General features: G+C 68.8%; 16 protein-coding genes. 14 read left to right on the top strand and 2 right to left on the bottom strand.

What is annotated here, in order from left to right:
• Window positions 1-41: 41 nt before the first annotated feature.
• The 10 genes from ACQHI0_RS00155 (at window position 42) to ACQHI0_RS00110 (ending at window position 10821) form a co-directional block, all read left to right on the top strand.
• The gene (locus ACQHI0_RS00155; RefSeq protein ID WP_427905895.1) at window positions 42-1319 is read left to right on the top strand and encodes an ATP-grasp domain-containing protein; all 1278 of its coding nucleotides are present in this window, start codon (window positions 42-44) and stop codon (window positions 1317-1319) included.
• Window positions 1316-2143 (top strand): hypothetical protein, encoded by an 828-nt coding sequence (locus ACQHI0_RS00150; protein WP_427905894.1) that lies wholly within the window; start codon window positions 1316-1318, stop codon window positions 2141-2143. The genes ACQHI0_RS00155 and ACQHI0_RS00150 overlap by 4 nt, the downstream gene beginning before the upstream one ends.
• Complete coding sequence (locus ACQHI0_RS00145) at window positions 2140-3180, top strand: PLP-dependent cysteine synthase family protein (protein ID WP_427905893.1); 1041 nt, start codon at window positions 2140-2142, stop codon at window positions 3178-3180. Before ACQHI0_RS00150 ends, ACQHI0_RS00145 begins: the two co-directional genes overlap by 4 nt.
• Before the next feature lie 10 nt (window positions 3181-3190).
• Complete coding sequence (locus tag ACQHI0_RS00140) at window positions 3191-4522, top strand: MFS transporter (RefSeq protein WP_427905892.1); 1332 nt, start codon at window positions 3191-3193, stop codon at window positions 4520-4522.
• Between the two features lie 5 nt (window positions 4523-4527).
• Window positions 4528-5484: a hypothetical protein gene (locus ACQHI0_RS00135; RefSeq protein ID WP_427905891.1), complete on the top strand. Its 957-nt coding sequence runs from the start codon at window positions 4528-4530 to the stop codon at window positions 5482-5484.
• On the top strand, window positions 5481-6509 hold the full coding sequence (locus ACQHI0_RS00130) for an ABC transporter ATP-binding protein (RefSeq protein ID WP_427905890.1): 1029 nt from the start codon (window positions 5481-5483) through the stop codon (window positions 6507-6509). The genes ACQHI0_RS00135 and ACQHI0_RS00130 overlap by 4 nt, the downstream gene beginning before the upstream one ends.
• On the top strand, window positions 6506-7594 hold the full coding sequence (locus ACQHI0_RS00125) for a FecCD family ABC transporter permease (RefSeq protein ID WP_427905889.1): 1089 nt from the start codon (window positions 6506-6508) through the stop codon (window positions 7592-7594). The genes ACQHI0_RS00130 and ACQHI0_RS00125 overlap by 4 nt, the downstream gene beginning before the upstream one ends.
• A 53-nt stretch (window positions 7595-7647) precedes the next feature.
• Complete coding sequence (locus ACQHI0_RS00120) at window positions 7648-8640, top strand: ABC transporter substrate-binding protein (protein ID WP_427905888.1); 993 nt, start codon at window positions 7648-7650, stop codon at window positions 8638-8640.
• The gene (locus tag ACQHI0_RS00115; protein ID WP_427905887.1) at window positions 8637-9176 is read left to right on the top strand and encodes a GNAT family N-acetyltransferase; all 540 of its coding nucleotides are present in this window, start codon (window positions 8637-8639) and stop codon (window positions 9174-9176) included. The genes ACQHI0_RS00120 and ACQHI0_RS00115 overlap by 4 nt, the downstream gene beginning before the upstream one ends.
• Before the next feature lie 115 nt (window positions 9177-9291).
• Window positions 9292-10821 (top strand): AIM24 family protein, encoded by a 1530-nt coding sequence (locus tag ACQHI0_RS00110; RefSeq protein ID WP_427905886.1) that lies wholly within the window; start codon window positions 9292-9294, stop codon window positions 10819-10821.
• A 63-nt stretch (window positions 10822-10884) separates the two neighbouring features.
• Here the strand turns inward: ACQHI0_RS00110 and ACQHI0_RS00105 are convergent, their stop codons facing one another.
• Window positions 10885-12171, bottom strand: a complete 1287-nt coding sequence (locus ACQHI0_RS00105) for a hypothetical protein (RefSeq protein WP_427905885.1) — start codon at window positions 12169-12171, stop codon at window positions 10885-10887.
• Between the two features lie 413 nt (window positions 12172-12584).
• Here ACQHI0_RS00105 and ACQHI0_RS00100 point away from each other — a divergent pair, with 413 nt between their 5' ends.
• The 4 genes from ACQHI0_RS00100 to ACQHI0_RS00085 all read left to right on the top strand — a co-directional run bounded on the left by ACQHI0_RS00100 (window position 12585) and on the right by ACQHI0_RS00085 (window position 16564).
• Entirely contained in the window at window positions 12585-13145 is a 561-nt protein-coding gene (locus ACQHI0_RS00100; protein ID WP_427905884.1) for a hypothetical protein, read from the top strand.
• Between the two features lie 112 nt (window positions 13146-13257).
• Complete coding sequence (locus tag ACQHI0_RS00095; RefSeq protein WP_427905883.1) at window positions 13258-14403, top strand: acyl-CoA dehydrogenase family protein; 1146 nt, start codon at window positions 13258-13260, stop codon at window positions 14401-14403.
• Window positions 14404-14633: 230 nt separating this feature from the next.
• Complete coding sequence (locus ACQHI0_RS00090; RefSeq protein WP_427905882.1) at window positions 14634-15089, top strand: DUF4254 domain-containing protein; 456 nt, start codon at window positions 14634-14636, stop codon at window positions 15087-15089.
• Between the two features lie 95 nt (window positions 15090-15184).
• The gene (locus ACQHI0_RS00085; protein ID WP_427905881.1) at window positions 15185-16564 is read left to right on the top strand and encodes a metallophosphoesterase; all 1380 of its coding nucleotides are present in this window, start codon (window positions 15185-15187) and stop codon (window positions 16562-16564) included.
• 2 nt (window positions 16565-16566) lie between these two features.
• Here the strand turns inward: ACQHI0_RS00085 and ACQHI0_RS00080 are convergent, their stop codons facing one another.
• Window positions 16567-16905 (bottom strand): Rv3235 family protein, encoded by a 339-nt coding sequence (locus ACQHI0_RS00080; protein ID WP_427905880.1) that lies wholly within the window; start codon window positions 16903-16905, stop codon window positions 16567-16569.
• Between the last annotated feature and the right edge of the window lie 61 nt (window positions 16906-16966).

Below are 16966 nucleotides of genomic sequence, written 5' to 3'. Positions count from 1 at the left end.
CGACTATCGCATTTCTATTGGAAATGGTTATCATTAGCATCTTGCTCGAGGTTGGAGGACATGTGGGACACCTGCTGATGGTGGAGAGCTGGGTCGGTTCGATGAGCACCCTGCTCCCTGCGGGAATCAAGGACAGTGGCCACGAATTCAGTTTTCTGACCCGAGATCTCGGGCATTACCTGCGGGCTGGAACACCCGTTCCGCACCCCCTACTGGGCGCCGCCAACGTGTTCACCGCCGAGACCAACGACGAGCCGACACTGCTGGCGCACGTACGAAAACTGCAGGCGGCCTTCGGTTTCGACGGTGTACTCACCTCGTGTGACTACTACCTGCCGACCGTCGCCGCGATCGCCGCCGATCTCGGCCTGCCCGGCCCCGGCCGGACCGCGGTGGCAGACGCCTGCGACAAATACCGGACCAGACTGGTCTGCCGTGCCGCCGGTGTGGCCGGCCCCGCCTTCGCTGTCGCGCAGGAGTGGAGTGAGATCGTCGGCGCCGCAGCCGAACTCGGCTATCCGCTGGTGGTGAAGCCGGTCGACCTGTGCGGCGGGATGTTCGTCCGCCGGGTCCGCGACGACGCCGAGTTGCGGGTCGCGGTCGACGCCATCGCCGGCTTCCCGATCAACGCCCGAGGACAACACCGCTCACCACGCATCCTGCTCGAGGAATGCTTGAACGGACCGGAATTCAGCGTGGAGACGGTCACCATCGCCGGGCAGACGACGGTGATCGGGGTGACCGACAAACGGATCACCGGCGCCCCCGCCTTCATCGAGGCCGGCCACATGTTCCCCGCCGCGCTGGACTCCGCCGACACCACCGCCGTGGCCGAGCTGGCAGTCGCGGCGGTCACTGCGCTCGGTCTCGACGCGACCGTCGCGCACACCGAGATCAAACTCGGCGCCCAGGGGCCACGCCTGATCGAGGTGAACCCACGCCCCGCCGGGAATCGCATCACCGAGCTGGTCCGACGGGTCACCGGAATCGACCTCACCGCGGTGCACGCCGAGGCGGTGGCGGGCGGGAAACCCGATGTCACACCACGCGATACCGGCATCGCCAGCGCGGCCGTCGCATTCGCCGTGCCCACCGAGGCGGGTGTGCTGAGCCGGGTGGACGGTACTCAGGACTGGTCCGGCGACACCCGGATCGTGGAACAGAAATTCGCGGACCCCGGCGCGTCGGTGCGCCCCGCGACCGACAACAACACCTACCTCGGCCACGTCATGGTCGTCGATGAAAAAAACCGCACCGCAGGCGATCTCGCGCAGCGACTGATCGCCGACCTGCGCTTCGAACTCGACGGTGCGCGATGATCGAGCCCGCCCCGCGCCCCGGCTCCGTCGCCGAGCTCATCACTTGGGCACGCCGCGGCCGGCTCGGGCCGGAGCCGTCGACGCTGCAGGCTTCGACGGCATTTCGCACCGCCTACGGCACCCGGCACGCGGGGCGCGGCCGCGGATACCGCAACGAGGCGCTGAGCCTGCGGGTCGGCGCGGCTGTGGGCTCGTGTGGACTCGAACCCGGCACGGCCACCGACGATCTGGTCGACAGCTGTGTCGCGGCGACGATCGGCGAGTTGCTCGAGCATCCGGTGCCCGCGGTCCGGATCGCGGCGCTCGACGCCTATCTGATGCATGTCCGCCCGCATCCGAACGCGGGTGGCGTAGCCGGTGAGCCGGTGCTGATCGACGGGCCGACCTCGCTGACGAAGTCGCGCCGCCGGGCGAGCGCCGTCGTCGACCTGCTGCCCGCCGGGGTGTCGCGGGTGCTTGTCGTCGGCGTGGTCGGTTCGCTGCTCGCCGAACTGCGGGCACGTGCCATCGCGTATCTGCCGTGCGACCTCGCCGGCGGGGTCACCGAATGGGGTGAGCCGGTGTACGAGTCGGTCGCCGACGCTCCGGCGGACTACGACGCGCTGCTGGTCACCGGAATGTCACTGGGTAACGAGACATTCGACGAACTCCGTGGCACCGCGAACCGGCGCGGTCTGCCGCTGGTGCTGTTCGCCCAGACCGGCAGCGCGGTGCTGCCCTGGTTCCTCGACGCGGGGGTGCACGCGGTCTCGGCCGAGCCCTACCCGTTCTTCTCCCTCGACGGCGGGCCGAGCACCATCGTCACCTATCGAGAGCAGTCATGACGCCATCACAACCCGCCCTCCTGCAGTTGATCGGCGGTACCCCCGTCGTGCCCGTCCCGACCGGAAACAGCTGGTACACAGCGAAACTCGAAGCAGCGAGCATCGCGGGTATGAAAGCCCGTGCGGCGGTGTCGATGTTGCGCGCCGCGGCGGCGAGAGGCGATCTCGCGCCGGGCGCCACGGTCATCGAATCAACCAGCGGCACACTCGGTCTGGGACTGTCACTGGCGTGTAAAGCGCTGGGACATCCGGTCCTGCTGGTGGTCGACGACGAGCTGGAACCCGATCTGCGCGCCTTGTTCTCGGCGTTTCGGATACCACTCGACGTGGTCACCGAACCCCACCCGACAGGCGGTTGGCAGCAGGCCAGATTGGATCGGCTGGCGGCATTGCTCACCACCACCCCGGGCGCGTACTGGCCCGACCAGTACGACAACCCCGACAACGCGGGCGGCTACCAGGCGATGGGCGAGGAGATCCTCGCCCAGGTCGACACCGTCGATGTGCTGGTCGCCTCGATCGGATCCGGCGGGCACTGCGCCGGGCTCGCCCGGGTACTGCGCACGCGGTGGCCTCGGCTGCGGGTGATCGGGGTCGACGCCGTAGGCTCCCGGATCTTCGGTCAACCCGACCGGCGCCGACTCATGCGCGGTCTCGGCAGCAGCATCCTGCCCCGCAATGTCGCCTACGCCGACTTCGACGAGGTGCACTGGGTCGGCGCGGCCGAGGCGGTCGCGTCGTGTCGCCGGGTCGCGGCGGCCACCGGCATCGCGGGCGGCTGGAGTACCGGCGCCGCCGCCCTGGTCGCGGGCTGGGTCGCCGAGCGCGAACCCGACGCCAGGGTGCTGACCGTGTTCCCCGACGGCCCACACCGCTACCTGTGCACCATCTACGACGACGACTGGTGCCGCGCCAACGGGCTCTTCCGCTCGCCCGCCACCGAACCCACCGCGATCGCGACTCCCGACAGCGCCGAGGTGGTCGGCTGGGGCCGATGTTCGATCGTCCGCGACCCGGCCGCCGAGGTGAACGCATGACCGGCCCGCGATGAACGGCGTCGACACCTTCCGCGCGCTGCCGGGGGCAGTGCGGCTACTGCTGGTGAATCACCTTGTGGGCCATATCGGTTTCTACCTGCTCGTGCCGTTCCTGGCCGACTACCTCCTCGACGACCTCGCGCTGTCGGCCGCGGTGGTCGGGATCGTGCTCGGCGTGCGCAATCTCAGCCAGCAGGGCCTGTTCCTCGTCGGCGGCTCGGCCGCCGACCGGCTCGGCGCGCGCGGCGTGATCATGGTCGGCCTGGCGATCAGGGCGCTGGGGTTCGCGCTGTTCGCCGTCGGCGGTTCGTTGCCGGTGGTGCTGGCCGCCTCGGTGCTGACGGGTTTCGCGGGGGCGCTGTTCAATCCGGCGGTTCGCGCGTTCATCTCCAGGGACAGCGGAGCACATTCGGCGCAGGCCTTCGCGCTGTTCAACGTCTTCGGCAATGCGGGCTCGGCCATCGGGCCGGTACTCGGCACGGTGTTGATCGCCGCGGGCTTCCGGATATCCGCCCTGGTCGCGGCGGCGATCTTCGCGGTGCTGGCGGTGGTGCAGTGGCTGCTGCTGCCCGCACGACCGCTGCCCGCGCACGAGCATGGGGTCGGCGCCGATTTCGCGACGGTGTTCACCGATCGCCGGTTCTGGGCGTTCACTCTCGCGCTGATGCCGATGTTCGCCTTGCAGAGCCAGATCTACTTCCTGTTCACCCTCCAAGCGCAGGACAGCGCCGGGCCAGGACACGGTCCCGCGGCGGTGGCCGCGTTGTTCGTGGTCGAGACGATCGCCGTGGTGGCACTGCAGGTCCGGGTCACCACGGTGCTCGCGCGCAGGCCACAGCGTGGACCCGCGATGGCGCTCGGCATGGCGATCATGGGTGCCGCGTTCCTGCTACCCCCGGCGGCCGCGGGCATAATCACGTTCGAGGGAAACAGCGTGGCGGGCACGGTGATCCGGGTGGCGCCCGTGGTCGCGGCCGCGGTGCTGCTGGCGATCGGTGTGACCGCGGTGCAGCCCTTCGTCAACGAGGCGATCGGCCGCTTCGCCGGAACTCGGCTGACCGGAACCTATTTCGGCGCGTTCTATCTGGCGTCCGGACTGTTCACCGTCGTCGCCACCTCGGTCACCGGAGCGGTGCTCGACCGCACCGGCGGCCCGTCGAGCTGGCCGCCGGCCCTGTTGTGCGCTGCGGCCGGTCTGTTGTCGGCCGTCGCGCTGCTTCGGCTACACCAGCGAAATCTCTTGCCTGACAACACAATCAGCCAGCCAGATCAGGAGCCCAACGTCGAGCGCGACGCAACCGCCACGGCGTACGACACCAACTCCCCCGGTGAAAGGCGATGACTCCGATGACGATCGATCTCACCGTGCCCGGCATCGGCGTCGGCCGCGCCTTCGGCAGCTGCGGGGAGCTCCTGCAAGGCGTCACCGAACAGAACCGGCACTTCCTGGTCACGCTGCCCATCCGGCGTGGCACAGTCGCGGTTTTCGAACCGAGCGAACACGACATCGCGGTTGTCCCGGCGGACAAGTCGAAAGCACATCGGCTCGCGAGCGCGATGCTCGCTCGGTCCACCGTGCTGTGCGGCGGGCGACTCACCCTGCACAGCGAGCTGCCCGAGGGCAAGGGGCTGGCGAGCTCCACCGCCGATCTCGTCGCCACCGCCCGGGCGATCGCCGACGCCGAGGGTCGCGCCGTGCCGCTCGGCGAGCTCGAAGCCGACCTGCGCGCCATCGAACCATCCGATGGCGTCATGTACCCGGGCACCGTGGCCTATCTCCATCGTGAGGTGCGCCTGCTCGCTCCGCTCGGCACCCTGCCCGCGCTGACGATCGTCACCGGGGACGAGGGCGGCTCGGTCGACACGGTCGAATTCAACCGGAACGAACCGCGATTCAGCCCGGCCGACAAGCGCGAATTCGACCGGCTGCTCGGCGAACTCGGCGCGGCGATCGCCCACGGTGATGTCGCCACGATCGGCGCGGTGGCCACGCGCAGCGCGGTGTTGAGCGCGGCGACGCGCGACCGCCCACATCTGGACGCGACGATCCTGGCCGCGCGCGCGATCGGTGCGGCCGGCGTAGTCGTCGCCCACAGCGGCACGACCACCGGCATCCTGCTCGCCGACACCGATCCACGCCTGCGCGAGCAAGTCCTCGCCGCGCAACAGATCTGCGCCGATTTCGCCCGCTCGGTCACAGTCCACCACTCCTGGCGCCCCGGCGTGCACGCCGAACAGCGCGTATCCACCGTCGACCATCCCCACCTGCTGACCATTCCCCGAACAGAGAGCACGCCGCGATGATCACCGTCGACCAGATCCACTTCACCTACGACGGCCGAATCACCCTCGATGACATCAGCTTTCAGGTCGATCCCGGCAGCACCCTCGGGCTGATCGGACCCAACGGCTCTGGCAAGTCCACGCTGTTGCGGCTGATGTACCGGGCCCTGCGGCCCGCGGGCGGATCGGTCGTCATCGATGCGACGCCGGTGGAAAAGTTGCGCGGGCGTGAGCTCGCGAGCCGCCTCGCCGTCGTCGCGCAGGAAGCACCGCCGGACACCCCGGTCACCGTGGCCGAGACGGTGCTGCTCGGCAGATCGCCGTGGGTCGGTGCGTTCCAAGGGTATTCGCGCGCCGACCGGATCGCCGCGGCTGCCGCACTCGAGCACGTCGGGGCGCGGGCACTGGCCGAGCGCCGTTTCGCCACGCTCTCCGGCGGCGAACGCCAGCGCGTCCTGATCGCCAGAGCACTCGCCCAGCAGGCCGACCACCTGCTACTCGACGAACCGACCAACCACCTCGACATCCGCTACCAGCACGAACTTCTGACTCTGGTCCGAGGCCTGACCGCGACCACAACGGTTGTCGTGCTGCACGAGCTGAACCTGGCCGCCCGCTACTGCGACCGCCTCGTGCTCCTCGACCAGGGCCGCGTCGCCGCCGCCGGAACAGTCGCCGAGGTCCTGACCCCGCAGATCCTCGAACCCGTCTACCAGATCCCGGTCCGCCGAACCTCCGCATTCGGCGCCGTCCAACTCCTCTTCGGCCCGGCCACCGAACCGCCCACGGCGGCGACCGGCCACCGCAATGACGAGCATCCGGCGAGCGCCACCGCGGCCGCCGACGACAACGTCGAGCCTGTCGCCGCCCAGGCAGTGCCCGACCACTCGGGTGCGGCTACCGGCGAAGCATCCACCACCGCGCATCGAACGCTCGAACGTGACGCCTTGTCAATCGGCCCGGACACCACCGCGCCTGCACCGGACCTGCCCGCCCCGAGCGCCGTCGCACCCGCGGCCCAGACGAGAGAGGCGGCCACACGATGACCGCGACACTGGTGGCCGATCCGGCGATCGATGACCTCGACCATGCCCGTCATCGCGGACGAACACTACTGCTGACCACGGGGCTGACCATCGCGCTGGCCCTCACCCTCGTGGTCGCGGCCGGGCTGGGTCCGGTCGCCGTTCCGCCGGGCACGGTGGCGCGCATCATCGGCCACCACACGTTCGGTCAGCCGGTGACCGTCGACTGGAGCGCAGCACAGGACTCCATCGTCTGGCTGGTGCGGGTGCCGCGTGTGCTGCTCGGCGCGCTCGTCGGTGCCGCCCTGGCGATCACCGGTGCCGTATTGCAGACCATCGTGCGCAACGTGCTCGCCGACCCGCACATCCTCGGCGTCACCTCGGGCGCGTCGACCGGTGCCGCGGTGTATTTGCTGTTCGGGGTCGCCGCGGCGACCACCGCCACCGCGCTCGCGGCGAGCGCGTTCATCGGCGCGCTCATCGCCACCGCGCTGTTGTTCGTGATCTCGCGGATCAACGGCCAGCTCACCTCGCTGCGGCTGCTGCTCGGCGGGGTCACCATCGGCTACATCTTCTCGGCCGCGACCAGCTTCCTGATCTTCGCCTCCGACCGGCCCGAAGGCGCGCGCACCGTGCTGTTCTGGCTCCTCGGGTCACTGGCGCCTGCCGCGTGGTCCTCGGTGGCGACCACCGTGGCCGTCGTCGCGGTGTCGCTGCTCGCGGTGCTGCTGATGGCACCGCGGCTGGACGCACTGGCCGCGGGCGATGACACCGCGCGCACCCTGGGCATCGCGCCCAATCGAATTCGCCTGTGGGCGTTGCTGATCGTGGCACTCGCGGTCGGCGCGGTGGTCGCGGTGGCGGGTGCGATCGGTTTCGTCGGCTTGATCGTGCCGCATGTGGCGCGGCTGTGCACCGGCGGAACCCACCGCCACCTGCTGGTCGTCAGCGCGCTGATCGGAGCGCTGTTCCTGGTGATCGCCGATGTGGCCGCGCGCACCGTCTTCGCCCCTCGCGAACTGCCCATCGGCATCGTCACCGCCGCGGTCGGCGCACCACTGCTGCTCATCTTGATCCGCCGCTTCCGTGCGTCCGGCGAGTCCTGAACTCCACCTATCTGTCCCGGTCACCACGACCGGCGAATCCGCAACACCGAACGATGAGGACCAACACCGTGTTCACCCGTGTCATTTCCGCCCGCCGCTCCGCCATCCCCGTCCTAGCCCTGCTCACCAGTGCGATCGTGACCGGTTGCGGTACACCAGCTCCCGCCACCACCGCCGCGGAAACCGGTTTTCCGCTGACGATCTCGAGCTGCGGACGCGACGTCACCTTCACCTCGCCCCCGCAGCGCGTCGTCACGGTCGGTTCCATCGCCGCGCCGCTGATCGCCGCCGCGGGCGCCGCCGACCGCATCGTCACCCGCACCTTCGAAGCCGCTGCCTTCCCCGGCCAATACGGTGACGCGCTGAAGAACACCGAGATCACCGCTCCCACCGCGGAACTCGCGCGCGAGGAGATCATCAACCGATCCCCCGACCTGGTGGTGAGTGTCGAAGGACTCTCGGTGACCCCCGACGACCTCGCGCAGGTGAACATCCCGCTGATCGTCACCCGCGGCTACTGCCGCGACGCCGCGGGCACCTTCGAGGACATCTTCGCCGACATCACCCTCTACGGAAAGCTCTTCGGCACCGCCAACGCGGCCGACACCGAGGTCGCCACACTGAAGCAACGCGTCCAAGCGGTGACCGAACGGCACAGTGGCACAACGTCTCCCCGTCCCGCCGCCGCACTGATCCTGTCGCGCGACGGCGCCCAGCTCAAGGCCTACGGCGCCAAGAGCACCGTCCACGAACAGATGAAGATTCTCGGCCTCGGCAATGTCTATGGTCAGATCGACAAGCGCAATTTCGAAGCCAACACCGAAACCCTCATCGCCGCGGACCCCGAGGTGATCATTCTGCTCACCCAGGGCGACCAGACGCCCGATTCCGTGCGCACCGCAGTACGCCAACGTCCCGAACTGGCCGGGCTGCGCGCGATCCGCGAGAACCGGATCATCGTGGCGCCCTTCGGTTACACCGGGCCGGGGCCGGTCGCCGTGGAGGGTCTGGAAGTGCTCGATCGTGAATTGGCGCAGGTGCGATGACCACCGAGTACCGGATCCGCGAGGCAGGCACCGCGGATCTCGCGGGCGCGCGCAGCGTCATGCTCGACACCTTCTACCAGGTATTCGGCATCGGCTATCTGCCCGAATACCACCAGGACGTGATCGACCCGGAGACCGCCTATCTGCGGCATCCACGACACCGGCTGTGGGTCGCCGAGCACGAGGGTGTCATCGTCGGCACCACCGCGATCCGGGCACAGGGACCCGCGCATCCACCGCATCCCGCCGAGCTCGCGGACCGCTACCCCAGCGAGTCCACCGCGCAGCTGTTCCGGGTCTACGTGCGGCCGGAGCACCATCGACGCGGCCTGGCTACCCGCCTGGTCACCACGGCGGTCGAGCACGTGCGCGCCACCCCCGGATTCGAGCGGCTGTACCTGCACACCGACGCGCGAACGCCCGGTGCGCTGGAATTCTGGTCGACCTTCGGCCACATCGTGTACGACGCGCGCGGTCCGCATGACGGTTTCCAGACGGTGCACCTGGAGATCGCGCTGGAGGGCGGTGGACGGTAGCGCTGACGGGTTGCCGCCGGCGCGGTGACGGTTGCCGCTGGCGCGGTGACGGCATACACGGCACTATCGAACGCGTGGAACACTTGCGAATCGCCCGACCGTCGGGTGCTGTGTCGTGACCGTGCTGGCTCCCGGTGAGAACCGGCCCGCGCCCGGTGATCAGTTGACCGTCACCGTGGCGAGTTCGGCGTCGGTCGATGTGTCGGCGCTGCTGGTGAACACCGCGGGCACAGTTCGCTCCGACGCCGACTTCGTCTTCTTCAATCAGCCCACCGGACCGGGTGTGGTGTACCGGCACGGCAACGGTGGGCCCGATGTGGTTGCCGTCCAGACCTCGGCGTTGCCCGGCGATGTCGACAAGGTGGTGGTCACCGCGAGCCTCGACGGCCGCGGGCCCGCCACTTTCGCCTCCGTCGGCACCCTGACCACCACGATCGAATCCGGTTCCACCGCACTGACTTTCCCGATCCCCGGACTCACCACCGAGAGCGGTGTGGTGTGTGTCGAGATCTACCGCCGCAACAGCGCGTGGAAGGTTCGGGCGATCGGGCAGGGCTACGACGACGGGCTGGCGGGCATCGCGTCGGCCTACGGGGTGAACCTCGACGACGAGCCCGAACCTGCTGTGACGCCGGGTAATTCGGGACAGGGTGCCACCGGCGGCTATCCGCCGCCGGGCGCGCAGGGCGGCGCAGGTCAATCTGCCCCGGCGCACCATCCCGGGTCCAACGCCCCGATCCCTCCCGGCCAGTTCGCCCCGCCTCCCGGCCAATTCGCCCCGCCACCTGGACAATTCGCCCCGCCTCCCGGTCAGCCCGGCGCACCTTCGGGTGCACCGGGCTACCCACCGCCCGCCTACGGACAGCCCGGCGGACCCGCGCAACAGCCGACGTACGCATCTCAGCAAGGAGCCCAGCCCGTGCACAGCGACCTTTTCGACCCCTCGCATGCCGAGGTCAACGGCCTCGGCATCCAGAAGCAGGGCGGCAAGATGGTGAAGGTCGGCATGAACGGGGAGGTGATGGCGCGGGCCGGGTCGATGGTGGCCTACCAGGGTGACCTGAAGTTCGAAGCGCTCGGCTCCGGCGGCATCGGCCGCGCCATCCGCCAGCACCTCACCGGCGAAGGCGTGCCGCTGATGAAGGTGACCGGCCGCGGCGACCTGTTCCTGGCCAACAGCGCCGCCGACGTGCACATCATCGACCTCGACGGCACCGACGGCCTCACCATCAACGGCGCCAACGTCCTCGCCTTCGACTCCACCCTGCGCTACGACATCGGCCGGGTCCAGGGCGCCGCGGGCTACGCCTCCAACGCGGGCCTGTTCAACTGCGTCTTCACCGGCCGCGGCCGCATCGCCATCACCACCCACGGCTCCCCCGTGGTCCTCACCGTCGACCAGGCCACCTACGCCGACCCCAATGCCGCCGTAGCCTGGTCCTCCAGCCTGCAAACCGGCATCAAACGCAACGATTCCTTCGGCCTCGGCCGCCTGATGGGCCGCAGCACCGGCGAAGCGAGCACCCTGTCCTTCTCCGGCCGCGGCTTCGTCATCGTCCAGCCCTCCGAACTCCCCCCTGGCGGCCTCATCGGCGGCACCGGCGGCGGCCAGCAAGCGGGCACCGGCGGCGGCATCTTCGGCTGACCCCGAACACACAACAAAGGCCGATACCCACGCATTCGCGGGTATCGGCCTTTGACGTATCTGCTAGTTCGCGCGCTCCTTGCGGGCCTGTCGGCGGGCCTCACGCATGTCGTTGAGTTCCTGCTCCAGGCTCTCCGCGATGCGGAATTGGCCGGTGTCGTAGATGCTGGTGGGCTCGATCGCCTCGTAGCCGAAATTAGCTTCGGCGAACGCCTTTTCGACGCGGGCCTCGATGTCGGAGATGGCGCTCTTGCGGGCGGCGGGGGCCGAGTCGGCGGCCGGTTCGGGCTTGGCCGGTTCCTTGGCGGGCTCCGGTGGTGCGATCGGTGCCTGGACGGTCTTCTTCGCGGTGGCCTTGTCGCCCGCGGACGGCTTGCCGATGCCGAAACGCTTGCGCTTCTCGGGAACCCGGCCGTTGGCGGTCGGCTCGGTGGGCGTCCAGGCGGGTTCGCGGGTGATGGGGGTGGTGGCGGCCGTTTCCGCGGCGGCGACCGCCTCGGCACGGGCCATGCCCGTCATCGGCGGGGTGTAGGTCAGACGGACGCCCTCGGTGGACTGGCGGCCGAGGATGTTGTCGGCCGGGTCGGGCAGATCCCTGACCTGACTGGTCGCGCGGGTGATGGCCAGACCGTAGCGGGCGCTGACCGCGTCGTGGATCAGCAGCGCGACACCGATCATCACCGGCGCGACCGCGTGCACGGCGACGTCGTACCACCGACCGTCGCGCACATACGGATAGGTGTTGAGGGTGACGGTGAGCCCGAGCAGTGCGAGCTCGGCGAGCGCGACCTGGCGGCGGTTGTCGATCACGCCCCACTCGGCGACCTTGTTCGTGCCGACCATGATGATGATCAGACACACGCTGATCATCGCCTCGAGCAGGTAGCTGAACCAGAACAGCGGATCACTCGGCCCACCGGGCGCGATGTTCTGCTGCACGTTCACCGCCGACCACAGCATGCCGGCGCCGACCACGCCGGCCAGCGCCTTCAGCGACCACGACCGGTGCCGATACAGCGAAGCGAGCTTCGCGTGCGGGCTCGATTCGCGACGCTGGGACGCCATCGCCTTCCTGGCGAGCAGCAGATCTCGCATGTCGGCCTTCTCGATCGCTTCGGTGGTCTGACGGCTGCGGTCCGAGGCGGACGCCATCGCCTGGGTGTGCTTCCAGCGCTGCTCGCGATCCTGTTCACGGATGCGTTCGGCGAGTTCACGTTCGGCACGCAGCTCGTCTTCGGAGAGCGCGTCGGTGAGGGCCGGATCGAATTGGTAAGCGAGGCGCCCACGGGCACGTTCGACTCGCTGGGCGAGCTGGCTGACGTCGTCCTCGAGACCGGACTCGATCGTCATGCCAGACCACCGCCCAGGGCGCGCGAAGGCAGGCAGGTGACCACACGTGTGAACGGCACAGGCCATTCTTAGTCGATATACCCTCGAGCGCGAAACCGATGCTCCTACACGGCACCCCGAACACGGCGCGCCGCGCGCGACACGCCCAACAATTTCGGTCGGACACTCGATCAGCGAAGATAATCCCCCACCGCCCCCGGAACCAGAGTTTCCGGCGGTTCGGTGCCCGACCGTTGCCGAACACCGTTCGCGGACAACCCGACCCGACCGGCTCGGCGCCTGCCCCACGCCACCGGCGGACCTGCCCGGGCGAAACTCCGTTCATCCGACGGCGCGAACCGCGGGCACCTAGGGTTGTCCGGGGGTGCGGGCGGGTTGGCGCACGCCCGTGAGATCTACTCCGGAGTGACGAATTGACCGAGCACACAAGCGAACTCGACCAGGCGATCGCCGAAAGACTCGAACCGTGGACCGCCCGGCTCGGCGCCGACCGCAAGGCCTATTTCCATCATGTGCTGCGGGTACTGCGCTCGGCCGATCTACTGTTCGCCCGGAGCGGCGAGCCGGGACCGCCACCGAGTGCCCGCGAGGAATTCCGCACCGCGGCGACTTTCCACGATCTCGGCATCTGGGCGGCGTGCACCTTCGACTATCTCGAACCGTCGTGCGCGTTGGCGGGCGACTGGCTGATCGCGCACGAGCGCGAGGACATCGCCGAACTCGTCGCCGAGATGATTCGCGACCACCATCGGGTGCGCTCGGCGGGCAACGCGACCGACCCGGTGGAGCTGTTCCGGCGGGCCGATCTGATCGACGTGACGTTCGGCGCGCGACGCTACGGCCTGCCCTACGCGGCCTACTCCGCACTGCTGCGGCGGTACCCCGACAGCGGGTTCCACTTCAAGCTCGTGGAGCTCACGGTGCGGCGCGCGCTCATCCATCCTCTCTCACCGCTGCCCATGATCCGCTGGTGAGAGGCCATTTCGGCGGTACTATTGTCACTACGCCAATACTGCGGCACACTGGTATCCGTAACCACCGGTCACGCCTGGACCGGTGCTGTGCCGAGCCGAACAAGGAGACTCGATGGCCGCCAATCGGTCCAGCTGGATGAATGAGGACCTGGACGCCCTGCGTGACATGACCCGTGCGTTCATGGCCAAGGAACTGGTCCCCAATATCGACAAGTACCGCGAGCAGCACCACGTCGACCGCGACCTGTGGAACAAGGCTGGCGAAGTGGGTCTGCTGTGCATCTCGATCCCCGAGGAGTACGGCGGCGGTGGCGGCACCTTCGCGCACGAGGCGGTGCTCATGGAGGAGCAGGCCCGCGCGGTCGACACCTCGTGGGGTATCAGCCTGCACAACGGCATCGTGGCGCACTACCTCCTCGCCTACGGCACCGAGGAGCAGAAGAAGCAGTGGCTGCCGAAGATGGCCAGCGGCGAGGTCGTCGGCGCCATCGCGATGACCGAGCCCGGCACCGGCTCCGACCTGCAGGCCGTCAAGGCCAAGGCGATCCGGGACGGCGACGAGTACGTCATCAACGGCTCCAAGACCTTCATCACCAACGGCGCGCAGGCCGACCTGATCATCCTGGTCGCCAAGACCGACCCCACCCAGGGCGCCTCCGGCGTCTCGCTGGTGCTGGTCGAGGCCGATCGCGAAGGTTTCCGTCGTGGCCGCGTGCTCGACAAGATCGGCCAGAAGGGCCAGGACACCTCCGAGCTGTTCTTCGAGGACGTGCGCGTCCCGGTGACCAACCTGCTCGGCACCCAGGAGGGTCAGGGCTTCATCCAGCTGATGCAGCAGCTGCCCCAGGAACGCCTGATCGTGTCGATGGGCGCGGTCGCGGGCATGGAGGTCGCCCTCGACCACACGCTGCGCTACACCAAGGAGCGCGAGGCGTTCGGCCGTGCGGTGTTCGGCTTCCAGAACACCAAGTTCAAGCTGGCCGAGGTCGCCACCGAGGCACGGATCGCGCGCGTGTTCATCGACGACTGCGTCGAGAAGCACCTGCGCGGCGAGCTCGACATCCCGACCGTCGCCATGGCGAAGTGGTGGACCACCGACAAGGCAATGCAGATCGCTGACACCTGTCTGCAGCTGTTCGGTGGCTACGGCTACATGAACGAGTACCCGATCGCGCGCATGTGGGTCGACAACCGCGTCCAGCTCATCTACGCGGGCACCAACGAGATCATGAAGGAAATCATCGCCCGGAGTCTGTGATCCGCCAGCTCCATCGGTGATCCCGACCGGCCGCGAACCACCTGTTCGCGGCCGGTTTTCGCTGTTGAGGGGTCATTTCGTGACCTATCCGTCGTCCCCGCCGAGACGAATGTCCTTCGACAAACGCCTACATATGCGACGACGAGGACGGTGCGGCGACAGTGGACACGGACGGCAGCGGTTCGACGGGACGACCCGGACCGGAACCGGTACTGCCGGACCGAACACAGATGATGCAGGCGGTCTGTGGGGTGGCCGGAGACGGTGATCCCGTCCTAGCCGCCGCGCACGAACTGGCCACCCTGCACGAACGCCGCGAACAGCAGATTCCCGGTGATACCAGCGACATCGATTGGGCGCGTGCGCGTCTGGTCTGCGAGATCGATCGCTGGGTCGTCATCCGCTGCCCCACCCCCGCGACCTCCGCGCCGATGCACACCGAGAGCATCGGCGCCGTCGTCGACCGCATGGCCCATTTCGCCGCCCTCACCTACCGCGCCCTTGCCTGCGGCGCCGAAGCCGAACTCCACGCCGCGCAACTTCGTCTGCACGAATTGTCCTGCGGCTACGACGATCTCATCGCCGAGGTAGCGAGCGGTGCGCGGCGCCTGCCGGACGGGTTGGACGGTGAGGCCCCGGAAAGTGGTGGGGCACAGCCAACCCAGAACAACCCCCGTCCCGAATAACCGTCGCCACCTGGGCGGTCAACGGCCACATCGCCGTCTACGGGTGTTCAGCCGGGCGCCGTACCGTCGGCGTCAGACGGCGAACGGAGCCCGGCATGCTCGATCCGCGATTACACACCGCATGGTTGGTCAACGCGGCCTCGGGGGCCGCGGCGGCGACGGTTCGGGCGCCGATGGCGCGGCCGAATTCCTGGACGGGCCTGCGTGATCGGCTTGTTGTCACCGATCTCGAGGTCGTGACGGTCACGCACGACACCGCGATCCTCACCTGGTCCACGCAACGACGCGATCGCTCGGGGCAGTTGTGCCCGGCGGCGGCCGACACCGAGGTACGGCTCGCGCCCGCCGACGGGTCGACCGCACCCGCGACCCACTATTTCGATGTCCGCCGCACAGCACACCACTACGCGGAAGTGCGTGGGCTCGAGCCCGGCCGCCGCTATCGCTTCACTGCCTGCTCCGACGGCGAAACCGCGGTGCCAGGCCGTACCTGGGTGACGCGACGGCCCGGGACGCCGGAGGTCACCGGCGTCTTCCTGACCGCGCCGCCGCCACCGGGACGCCTGCTGCGCACGATCGCCCTCGCCAACGATCTGCACTGGGGTGAGGACCGCAGCGGCTTGATCGTCGCCGGGTTGCCGCCGGGTCTGCGCCACGACGACGGCCACTACCCACAGGTGATGACCGAGGCGCTGCTGCACGACATCCGCCGACCCGAGCGCGCGGCCGACCACCTCGTCGTCGCCGGTGACCTCACCGATTGCGGCACCGCCGAACAGTCAGCGGGAATCGGTGCGCGCCTCGATGCTTGGGGCATCGCGGGCCGCGACCATTTCGTGTGCCGCGGCAATCACGACGTGCCGCGTGGCCCGGATGATCACTGGGGCCGGGTATTCCAGCCATTCGGGCAACTCACCTGCCATGTACTCGGCGGGTTGCGCCTGATCGGCCTCGACACCACGCGCGGGCGAGGTGCGGGCGGCACGATCGACGCCGATCAACTCGGCCAGCTACGCGCGATCCTCGCCGCCGATCCCGACCGCCCGACGCTGGTCTTCGGACACCACCCCGCGACTCGCTATGCTGCACTGAGCAATCCCGGCGGCCCCGGTTTCGTCCTCGATCGCGCGAGCGTCGCGGCGCTGCAGGCCTGCTACCGAACGACCCCCGGCGTCTTTCTGCACCACAGCGGCCACACCCACCGAAATCGCCGCACCCGCCCCGACTCCGGCCACGTCGAGTACCTCGAGGTAGCCGCCGTGAAGGAGTATCCCGGCGGCTACGCCCTCCTGCGCGTCTACGAACACGGCTACACCGTCCACTTCCACCGCATCGCCGCCGCGGCCGCACTGGCCTGGACCAGCAAGACCCGCAGGCAGTACTTCGGCCTACACCCCGACCACGCCCTCGGCAGTCTCCCCGACCGCAATCACCGTGCGTCGCACGACTTCTCCGGAGTCACCGCGCCACACTGAGGTCAGAACATCCGCACCGCCACCAATCGCCAACTGCCCTTTGATGATTCGATGCGGCCCGCGATTGCCAACGTCCGAGGCCCGCGTTGGTACGAAGCGAAGACTTCGGCGGCGGCGCCCTCCGCGGGCGTCAGATGGACGCGGGTCAAGGTGGCGGTCCCGAGGCTTCGGTCGGGAACCGAGTCCTGTGCGAGCATCGTGTTGATGGCGGCCAGCGCTTTCGCGTCGGTGAACGCGCGCAGGTGAGTCGACGATCTGCGCCGATCGACTACCTCCAAGAGCAGCCGAAGGACGTGCTCGGTGAATCGCTTTGCCGTGGCCGATGAATCGGTGGCAGGCACGGCATCTGGACAGGACGCGCGCACTGCCCGGCGGATACCGGCCGGCGTTCCACCCGCTGCC

It is taken from the genome of Nocardia sp. FBN12 (assembly GCF_050320175.1).
GTDB lineage: Bacteria > Actinomycetota > Actinomycetes > Mycobacteriales > Mycobacteriaceae > Nocardia.
Note: the sequence above shows the minus strand (reverse complement) of the source record. Positions and strands in the feature narration are given on the sequence as shown.